At 61.0% G+C, this 9,594-nt stretch carries 7 protein-coding genes; all 7 read left to right on the forward strand.

Features of this window, described 5'->3' with window-relative positions; translation table 11 throughout:
* Window positions 1-271: 271 nt before the first annotated feature.
* The 7 genes from tssB to tssH all read left to right on the forward strand — a co-directional run bounded on the left by tssB (window position 272) and on the right by tssH (window position 9,447).
* Window positions 272-775 carry a type VI secretion system contractile sheath small subunit gene (gene tssB, locus ACZYR5_RS22185; RefSeq protein WP_489091566.1) on the forward strand — a complete coding sequence of 168 codons (504 nt, stop codon included), beginning with the start codon at window positions 272-274 and terminating at the stop codon, window positions 773-775.
* 34 nt (window positions 776-809) lie between these two features.
* Window positions 810-2,342, forward strand: coding sequence for a type VI secretion system contractile sheath large subunit (gene tssC / locus ACZYR5_RS22190; RefSeq protein ID WP_489091567.1), 1,533 nt, complete (start codon window positions 810-812; stop codon window positions 2,340-2,342).
* Window positions 2,343-2,382: 40 nt separating this feature from the next.
* Window positions 2,383-3,738: a type VI secretion system baseplate subunit TssK gene (gene tssK, locus ACZYR5_RS22195; protein ID WP_489091568.1), complete on the forward strand. Its 1,356-nt coding sequence runs from the start codon at window positions 2,383-2,385 to the stop codon at window positions 3,736-3,738.
* Entirely contained in the window at window positions 3,735-4,418 is a 684-nt protein-coding gene (gene tssL, locus ACZYR5_RS22200) for a type VI secretion system protein TssL, short form (RefSeq protein ID WP_489091569.1), read from the forward strand. Before tssK ends, tssL begins: the two co-directional genes overlap by 4 nt.
* Before the next feature lie 9 nt (window positions 4,419-4,427).
* Entirely contained in the window at window positions 4,428-6,122 is a 1,695-nt protein-coding gene (locus ACZYR5_RS22205; RefSeq protein WP_489091570.1) for an OmpA family protein, read from the forward strand.
* 49 nt (window positions 6,123-6,171) lie between these two features.
* Complete coding sequence (gene tssD, locus ACZYR5_RS22210) at window positions 6,172-6,663, forward strand: type VI secretion system tube protein TssD (RefSeq protein WP_489091571.1); 492 nt, start codon at window positions 6,172-6,174, stop codon at window positions 6,661-6,663.
* A gap of 147 nt (window positions 6,664-6,810) precedes the next feature.
* Window positions 6,811-9,447, forward strand: a complete 2,637-nt coding sequence (gene tssH / locus ACZYR5_RS22215) for a type VI secretion system ATPase TssH (RefSeq protein WP_489091572.1) — start codon at window positions 6,811-6,813, stop codon at window positions 9,445-9,447.
* Window positions 9,448-9,594: the final 147 nt, after the last annotated feature.

Below are 9,594 nucleotides of genomic sequence, written 5' to 3' on the forward strand. Positions count from 1 at the left end.
AAGGGGTATTAAACGCCATTTTTGTAGCTCCTATCTGTGTATCTCGTGGGACGTTTCCTATAGTTGCGGCGCGGTGTAGATAACTGCCGTGGGATAGTCCAATGTTGTCGAGTTGTTAGCGGGAAGTGACTTTCGCAAGGGGTGCACTTTTCGCTAAACAAGGAGAGCGCTTGCTACTTCTTTGTTTCGGAATGTTTGGTAGCAAGCGTTTCTGACGGGATCGAAATGGCGTAGTGACCTGGACTTTGTTGCCAGGAACAATGGAGGAATCATGGCTTCGAACAGCTTTCAAAACGAAGTGCCCAAGGCGCGGGTCAACATAAAGCTTGATCTGCACACCGGCGGTGCAAAAAAGAACGTCGAATTGCCCTTGAAGTTGATGGTCATGGGTGACTACAGCAATGGACGGGAACAGCGTCCGCTGTCTGAGCGCAGCAAGATTGGCGTCGACAGGAACAACTTCGATAACGTACTGGCCGAGTTCTCACCCGCCTTGAAATTCGCCATGGATAATGTGCTGGTACCAGGCGGTGCCGACACCGCGGTCGAGTTGAGCTTCCAGTGCATGAAAGATTTCGAGCCAGAACAAGTGGCCCGGCAAATTCCGCAACTGCGCGCCTTGTTGGCCATGCGCAATCTGTTGCGCGATCTCAAATCCAATCTTCTGGATAACGTAACCTTTCGCTATGAGTTGGAGCGCATCCTCAAGGATGACGCGCTGAGTGACGAATTGCGCGCCGAACTGGCCGCCTTGGCTCCCCAGTCCGTTAACTAATCAAAGTCGGTTCGTTTAAAAGGAAGTTATCGCAATGTCCCTTGAAAATTCCAACGTGCAATCGCGCGGCGCTACCCTGTTGTCTGAAAAAAGTGTTTATGCCGGGCTGTTCGGCAAAATCAATCTGAACCCGGTCGAGTCATTGGGCGGTATTGACAACTTTCAGAGCGCAGAAGGGCTTGCCGAAGCGACTGCCGATGAGCGTGTCACAGCGGCGGTCAATGTATTCCTGAAGTTGCTCCAGCAATCCTCGCAAAAGGTCGAGCGCCTCGATAGGGCGCTGCTGGATGAGCATATTGCAGCGCTGGATGCACAAATCAGCCGGCAACTCGATGCGGTACTGCATCACCCGGATTTTCAGCGACTTGAGTCCACCTGGCGTGGTGTCAAATCGCTGATCGATCAAACCGATTTCCGCCAGAACGTGCGCATCGAGCTGCTGGATATCAGCAAGGATCATCTGGTAGAGGATTTCGACGACGCTCCGGAAATCGCCCAAAGCGGCCTGTACCTGCATACCTACACCCAGGAATACGACACCCCGGGTGGCGAGCCGATTGCCGCGGCCATTTCCAACTTCGAGTTCGACCGCAGTCCGCAGGACATCGCATTGCTGCGCAATCTCTCCAAGGTGTGCGCCGCGGCCCACATGCCTTTTATCGGTTCGGTGGGTCCGGCGTTCTTTGGCAAGCAATCGATGGCCGAGGTGGCCGCGATCAAGGACATCGGCAACTACTTCGACCGTGCCGAGTACATCAAGTGGAAGTCGTTCCGTGAAAGTGACGATGCCCGCTATATCGGCTTGATGATGCCGCGGGTGTTGGGTCGCTTGCCTTATGGTCCGGAGACCGTGTCGGTGCGCAGCTTCAACTACATCGAAAACGTCAAGGGCCCGGACCACGACAAGTACCTGTGGACCAACGCGTCTTATGCCTTCGCGGCCAACATGGTCAAGAGCTTCATCGCCAATGGCTGGTGCGTGCAGATTCGCGGACCGCAGGCCGGTGGCGCAGTGACTGACCTGCCGATCCATTTGTACGATCTGGGCACCGGCAATCAGGTCAAGATCCCTTCCGAAGTGATGGTTCCGGAAACCCGCGAGTTCGAATTCGCCAACCTCGGCTTCATCCCGCTCTCGTACTACAAGAACCGCGACTATGCCTGCTTCTTCTCCGCCAACTCGGCGCAGAAACCTGCGCTGTACGACAGCGCTGATGCCACGGCCAACAGTCGGATCAACTCGCGCCTGCCTTACATCTTCCTGCTGTCGCGCATCGCCCATTACATGAAGCTGATTCAGCGCGAAAACATTGGCACCACCAAGGACCGACGCTTGCTGGAGTTGGAGCTGAACAAGTGGATTCGTGGGCTGGTCACCGAAATGACTGACCCGGGTGATGACTTGCAAGCCTCCCATCCATTGCGCGAGGCCAATGTGGTTGTCGAAGACATCGAGGACAACCCCGGTTTCTTCCGCATCAAGTTGTACGCCGTGCCGCATTTTCAGGTGGAGGGCATGGACGTCAACTTGTCGCTGGTCTCGCAGATGCCCAAGGCCAAGGCCTGAGTCTGTTCACAGTCAGGCCACTTCGTAGGGAAACGTTTACATGAAAATCGACCGCCCCTTGTGGGCCGCGGGGGCTTTGCTGTCTCCGCAGCAGTTCCAGCAACAGGCGCGATGGGAGGCCTGGGCCAATGAGCAACTGGCTCATTTGTCCCTAGTACACCCTTGGGGCGTTCAGGCTACAGGCTTTGACAGTGAAGCCCTGCGCCTGGGCACGCTGAAGGCGACCTTGCTTCGTGCACGCATGCCTGACGGTACGCTGATCGACAGCGAAGGTGTTGACCGGCTGCCCGCGGGCCTCGAACTGTCGCGCTTGCTGCCCGATAAGCTTCAGGCGGCGACGGTGCTGTTGGCCCTGCCGTTGGAGCAGGCCAACGGCAACAACTGCCTGTTCGCCGCCGCCACTGCCGACCGACCGACGCGCTACCGCCAGGATTGGCGTCAGGTCCAGGATATCTATGGCGACGAGATGCAATCAGTCGGCGTCCTCGAGCATGTGCTGAGCCTGCGCTTTGCTCACGACGAAAACGGCGACTACCTGACGTGCCCGGTCGCGCGACTGATACGCGACGGGCAGGCGGGGTGGACGCTGGATGCCGATTACGTACCGCCGCTGCTGCACTTTGCTGCGCACCCAGGGCTGGTTGCGCAACTGGATAATCTGTTCATCCAACTGTCGGCCAAGCGCCAACGCTTGATGGGCATGCGTCGCGAAAGCAACCAGCGCATGGCCGACTTCGCCGTGGCCGATGTCTCGCTGTTCTGGTTGCTCAATGCCTTGAACACCTATCAACCGCTGCTGGCGGACCTCAAGGCCTGGCCCGCGCGGCCACCCGAGCAGGTTTACCTGGAGCTGACAAAGCTGGCCGGCAGCCTGCTGACCTTCTCCCTTGAACACGATATCGAGCAGATTCCGGCGTATCAGCATCAGCAGCTGGGGGAGGTTTTTCCGACGCTGCTGGGGCTGATTTCAACCCTGCTCGAAGCCAGCCTGCCATCGCGAGTCATCGCCCTGGTGCTGGAACCCGACGGTGCCAACCGCTGGAAGGTCAAGCTTGACGATGCGCGGTTGCGCGAGCGCGATGGCGCCGATTTTTACCTGTCGGTACGCAGTCGTCTGTCCGCCGCGCAATTGCAAGGCCAGTTCCCGCAGCTCTGCAAGATCGGCAGCCCGGACGATGTCGAGCAACTGATCAATGCGGCCCTCAATGGGGTGCCCTTGAAATCCCTCAGCCACGTGCCCGCGGCGATCCCGTTGCGCCTGGAAAACCAATACTTCGCCCTCGATCTCGGTCACGAAAAAGGCCAGGCCATGCTGACTGCCGGCACCTGTGCCTTCTACGTTCCGAGCACTTTGGGTGAAGTCCAACTTGAACTGTTCGCGGTGTTGCGCTCATGAACCAGACAACTAAACACAGGGCGATGACCCTGGATGTCGACGACTTGCTGCAGGACAGTTACCTGTTGGTGCTGCAGTTGCGCCAAGGTGCCTCAGTGCTGGGCGGCGAAGCCTTCAGGGCACTGTGTGTCGAACAGGTCGAGCAGGTGGGGGCGCGGCTCAAGGAGGCTGACCTGCCACAACGCAGCATCGACCATATCAGTCACGCGCAGTGCGCATTGCTCGATGAGACGTTGCTCAGTTGCATCAAGCGCGACGATGAAGCACATGGCCGTTGGGTCAGCGAACCGCTGCAGGCACGCTTTTTCAACCGACACCAGGCCGGCGAGTTTCTTTACGATGACATGCGCGAAGTGCTGCGCGAACCCGCCCCGGACGTGCAGGTACTGACGGCATTCCAGCGCGTGTTGATGCTGGGTTTTCAGGGTCGCTATCGTGACGCCGATGACCCCGAACGCCTGCAGTTGCTGGCGGATTTGAGTGAGCGGGTCGCCCCGATGCAACTGCATCGCAGCCTGAACACCGCATCAAGGAACGGACCCGGCAGCCGCCTGTTCTCCGGGCTGGACACCCCGCTGTATCACGCACTCGTGGCAGGGCTGCTGTTGGTCGGCGTGTGGTGGGGGCTGGATCATCTGCTCGGTGGCCTGGTTGCCTCGTTCTTGCCCGCGCACGTTTGAGGTTAATCCATGACGCTCAAACACAAACGAGGCCTCTGGTTGTGGGCGGGGGCACTGGCGTTGTTGCTGGTGGCCCTTTTGCCTGGAACAGCCTGGAGCCGTACCGCGATGGCGCTGGTCGTGGTGGGCGGCATCGCCCTGGCCTGGAAGCGGGAAACTCGCGTCGATGCGCAACTGCGCCAGGAGTTGGCAGGGGACTTCCTCCTCAAACTGCCAGCCGCCTCCTATAGGCAGCCCGTGGTGCTGATGTGTGGTGATGACCTGGATCGCCTGTTTGCCAAGACACCAGCCGAGCATCCGCTGCTGCGCGTCACCCATCAGGGCTGCTATCTGCGGGTGGCGCAGCCGGAGCAACTGCCCCATCTGGCGCAGAGTATTCTGGCTTTACGCCCACAGTGGGGCGGTCAGCTCAGTGCGATGCTGGTGCTCAACCCGAGTGCGCACACCGATGCCGACGTATTGGCCGGGCATCTGCGGGCCTTCAATTATCAGGCCGGGTTGCTGCGCAAACGGGGTATCGCGCTGCCCTGGATGCTGGTGACCTACCTGCAATCGTCCCGGGGCAGCGGCCCCTGGTTCAGTTGGGAGGGCGCCGCGGGCAAATGTGTTGTGCGTGAACGTGGAGCCTGCAGCGGCACGGACGACTGGCAACGTCAGGGTAACGATGCCACCGCCCGCGCAGAGCGGCTGCAGGACATCGTCCAGCTCAACAGTGCGAGCGCGTGGGTGGATGACCATGTCCTGGCACGCTTGTGCGCACCCGAGACTCGCAACGCCATAGGCCGGCCGGTTGCCTGTGCGCTCACCCTGGTGCCGGTCGTGTCCGGGGCCTCGGATAACCTCTGGCAACGCTGGCTGAGTGCCCGCACTGGCTTGCGCGGCGCTGCCTCGGCGCGCGCGGGGGCAGAGGTGCGGTGGTCATTCCCCGATCCATTGCTGCACCTGCTTCCCGTCAAGGCGCAAAGCTCCTCGAGGCGCAGGGCGCAAATCGTCGCGCTGTGGCTGTTTGCACTCGCCAGCGTCGTTGCCCTGGGCAATTCGGCCTGGCACAACAAACTGTTGCTGCGAGAGGTCAGCGACGATCTGCGGCAATACCACAGCATTGCCGTGCCCACTCGCCAGGATCAACCCGAGTTCGCCTTGCGCGAACAGGCGCTGAGCGTGCTGCAGCAGGATGCGCAACGCCTCAACCACTATTACCGCAACGGCGAGCCTCTGGCGCTGGGCCTCGGCTTGTACAGCGCCGAGCCGTTACGCCAATGGGTGTTGGCAACGATCGCTGATCACAGCCAGCCCTCCATGACACGCAAGGCGGCACGCACGGTGCGTCTGGACAGCCTGTCGTTGTTCGCCAGCGCCAGCGCCGAGCTCAAGCCTGAGTCGACCAAAGTGCTGATCGACGCCCTGGTCGGCATCAAGGCGCAGCCCGGCTGGCTGATCGTGATTGCCGGGCATACCGACGCCGTCGGCAGCGACGCTCACAACCTTCATTTGTCCCGCGCCCGCGCAGCGGCCGTGCGTGAGTGGATGCAGCGTATGGGCGACCTGCCCGACAGCTGTTTCGCGATCCAGGGCTTCGGCAAAAGCCAACCCATCGCCAGCAATGACACCGAGGCGGGGCGCCAGGCCAACCGTCGCGTTGAAATTCGTCTGCTGCCGGAGGTGGGGGCGTGCGCGCTGCCCACTGCGGCGGCGGATGTTTAACCCCCATGTCGCTTGCGCGGCATTCATGTACTGAGAAAAGGAGCTTCACATGGCAAATGCCATTCACCTGTTTCTGGAAAGCCAGCCCAACACACTCATCAAAGGCGCGTCGGATCGGGTTGGGCGTAAAGGCAGTATCGAGGTCATTTCCCATGACCATACGCTGTTTAGCCCCACGGATGACAACACCGGAAACTGGACTGGGTCGCATGTGCATTCCCCGTTCAAATTCACCAAGGCACTCGACCCCGCAACGACCTACCTGATCAAGGCACTGACCACCAAGCAGACGCTCTCAAGCGCTGAATTCAGGTTCTACCGTGGCAACAACGCCGGGATGGAGGAGGCGTATTACATCGTCAGGCTGGAACAAGTCAAAGTGGTGAAAATCTCTCCAAAAATGTACGACATGAAGGATCCGGCTTTCGAGAAATATGACTACGTGGAGATGGTCGAACTGCGCTACGAGAAAATCATCTGGACCTATGTGGACGGCCAATTGACCCATAGCGACTCCTGGAACGAACGCCAGGTCGGTTGATGCCCATTGACCAGCAGGCGCCTGCCTGCTGGTCCCCGTGTGCCAGTTTGAGCGCCTGCCCGGCGGGCGCTCAGCCTGGCACATCCCGACACCGTGCCTGCGCACTACCGACCACTCGCTGAGCCTTCAGCACAAGGACGTTCCGCCATGACCCAACACTCCACGCGCCTGCTGCGGCGCCTCAATCCCTATTGCGCCCAGGCGTTGAGCGCCGCGGCAACGCTGTGTCAGACCCGCGCCCATGGACGGATCAGCATCGAGCACTGGTTGCTCAAGTTGCTGGAGCAGGGGGAGGGCGACCTGACCCTGATCGCCCGTCGTTACGAATGGGACATGGATGCCCTGTGGCGCGGCCTGCTTGACCACCTCGACACGCTGGGGCGCAGCGTGCAGGGCAAGCCACAGCTGTGCGGCCAGTTGCAGCAACTGATCGAAAGTGCCTGGTTGCGGGCGTCACTGGACGGCAATGACAACGTGCGCTCGGTGCACTTGCTCGGCGCACTGCTGGAAAATCCTCACTTGTTGGCCAGCGATGCTGTCTGGCCGCTGCTGAGCCTCAGTCAGGTCCAACTGCAGCAGTTGCTGACGTTACTTGATCAACACTCCGAAGAGCGCCCGCAGATTCAGCAAGACACTGGCCTGGAACTGCCTTCTGCGGTGACCGACGACCCGCACGATGGGTTGCAGGTCGTCTTGGATAAGTTCACCCAGGACCTCACCGCCAAGGCGCGGGCCGGACAGATCGATCCGGTGTTTGGCCGTGATGATGAAATCCGCCAGGTCATCGATATCCTCAGCCGGCGACGCAAGAACAACCCGATCCTGGTGGGCGAGCCTGGGGTCGGCAAGACGGCACTGGTCGAAGGCCTGGCCTTGCGCATTGCCGAGGGCAACGTACCGGACAGTCTCAAGTCGGTCAGTGTGCGCACCCTCGACCTGGGTCTGCTGCAGGCCGGAGCCGGGGTCAAGGGCGAGTTCGAACAACGCCTGAAAAATGTCATTGACGCGGTGCAGCAGTCAGCCAACCCGGTGCTGCTGTTCATCGACGAAGCCCATACCCTGATCGGTGCCGGTAACCAGGCCGGGGGCGCGGATGCGGCGAATCTGCTCAAGCCGGCACTGGCCCGTGGCGAGTTGCGCACCATCGCCGCCACCACCTGGAGCGAGTACAAGCAATACTTTGAGCGTGACGCGGCGTTGGAGCGGCGTTTCCAGAAGGTCAAGGTCGATGAGCCGGATGACGCCAATGCCTGTGTGATGTTGCGTGGCCTCAAGGCGCGCTATGCCAGTCATCATGGCGTGCACATCCAGGATGCCGCGGTGCAGGCGGCTGTCAGTCTGTCGCGACGCTATTTGCCGGGCCGACAGTTGCCGGACAAGGCCGTCGACCTGCTCGACACCGCCAGCGCCCGGGTGCGCATGAGCCTGGATTGCGAGCCGCAGGCGTTGGTGCGCCTCAAGGCGCGGCAAGCGGCACTCGAACTGGAGTGCGAGGCCTTGCAGGCAGACTGGCAAGTCAATGGCGGGGGGGCTGGGGAGCGTCTGGCGATCATCGCCACGCAACAGGCGCAGGTGCAGCATCAGCACCGTGAACTGGCCGGGCAGTACCGCGAAGAGCTGGACCTCACTCGGCAACTGCTCGACGCCCGCCAAGGCGAATCTGTGCAACCTGAGCACTGCGCCGCATTGCGAGAGCGCTTGAGCGAGATCCAGGGCCATCAACCGTTGCTGTCCCTCGACGTGTGCCCCCGCAGCGTGGCCGAAGTCATTGCCGACTGGACCGGCGTGCCCCTGGGCAGCCTGCTCAAGGACGAACCGGCGAGTCTGCTGCAACTGGAGCACCAACTGGCCGAGCGAGTGCAGGGCCAGGCCCCGGCACTGGCGGCCCTGGCCCAGCGCCTGCGGGCGGCCAGAGCCGGCCTGACCGAAGAACAGGCACCGCAGGGGGTGTTTCTGCTGGTCGGCACCAGTGGCGTGGGCAAGACCGAAACCGCACTGGCGCTGGCCGACTGTCTGTTCGCCGGCGAAAAATCGCTGATCACCCTCAACCTCTCCGAGTACCAGGAGGCCCATACCGTCAGTCAACTCAAGGGCTCGCCACCGGGCTATGTCGGTTACGGCCAAGGCGGCGTGCTCACCGAAGCGGTGCGCCAGCGCCCTTACAGCGTGGTCCTGCTGGATGAAGTCGAGAAAGCCCATCGCGATGTACTCAACCTGTTTTATCAGGTGTTCGATCGCGGCTTCATGCGTGATGGCGAGGGGCGCGAAATCGACTTTCGCAACACCGTGATCCTGATGACTTCCAACCTGGGCAGTGATGAATTGCAGGCAGGTCTGCAGCAGCAACCTGACGCCAGCGACAGCACCCTGCAGCACTGGCTGCGACCGATCTTGCGCGAGCATTTCCAGCCCGCCTTGCTGGCGCGCTTCCAGACCCTGATCTACCGCCCGCTGCAGACCGATGCCTTGCAGCGCATCGTTGCGATCAAACTCGAGCGGGTCGCCAGGCGCCTGCAGCGACATTACGGCCTGAGCTGCCAGATCGACGAAGCCCTCCACCAGGGGCTGGTTGCGGCCTGCCTGTTGCCAGACACCGGCGCACGCAATATCGACAGTGTGCTCAACCAGCAGGTATTGCCGGTGCTCAGCCAGCAACTGCTGCAGCGCCAGGCAGCGCAACTGAAAACCTTCGGCGTGATTCTGGGCTACAGCGAGGAAGCGGGCGTCACCCTGCAGTTTCTCGATGCCCCTCATGCGTCGCCTGCCGCTGCCATGGAGGCTTGAGTATGGACAAGAGCCTGCGGGTTTTTCACAACCACACCCTCGAAATCCACCGGCTCCAGGCCAAGATCGACCTCCTCACCTTCGACGGCGAAGAAGGCCTCAGCCGGCCCTTTCTCTACACCCTCGAATTCACCAGCGATACGCGGG

The organism is Pseudomonas sp. F007 (assembly GCF_057814275.1).

What these genes read in the sequence shown, in the direction of transcription:
- tssB (WP_489091566.1), top strand. Translation starts at nt 272, where the DNA reads ATGGCTTCGAACAGCTTTCAAAACGAAGTGCCCAAGGCGCGGGTCAAC.
- tssC (WP_489091567.1), top strand. Translation starts at nt 810, where the DNA reads ATGTCCCTTGAAAATTCCAACGTGCAATCGCGCGGCGCTACCCTGTTG.
- tssK (WP_489091568.1), top strand. Translation starts at nt 2,383, where the DNA reads ATGAAAATCGACCGCCCCTTGTGGGCCGCGGGGGCTTTGCTGTCTCCG.
- tssL (WP_489091569.1), top strand. Translation starts at nt 3,735, where the DNA reads ATGAACCAGACAACTAAACACAGGGCGATGACCCTGGATGTCGACGAC.
- ACZYR5_RS22205 (WP_489091570.1), top strand. Translation starts at nt 4,428, where the DNA reads ATGACGCTCAAACACAAACGAGGCCTCTGGTTGTGGGCGGGGGCACTG.
- tssD (WP_489091571.1), top strand. Translation starts at nt 6,172, where the DNA reads ATGGCAAATGCCATTCACCTGTTTCTGGAAAGCCAGCCCAACACACTC.
- tssH (WP_489091572.1), top strand. Translation starts at nt 6,811, where the DNA reads ATGACCCAACACTCCACGCGCCTGCTGCGGCGCCTCAATCCCTATTGC.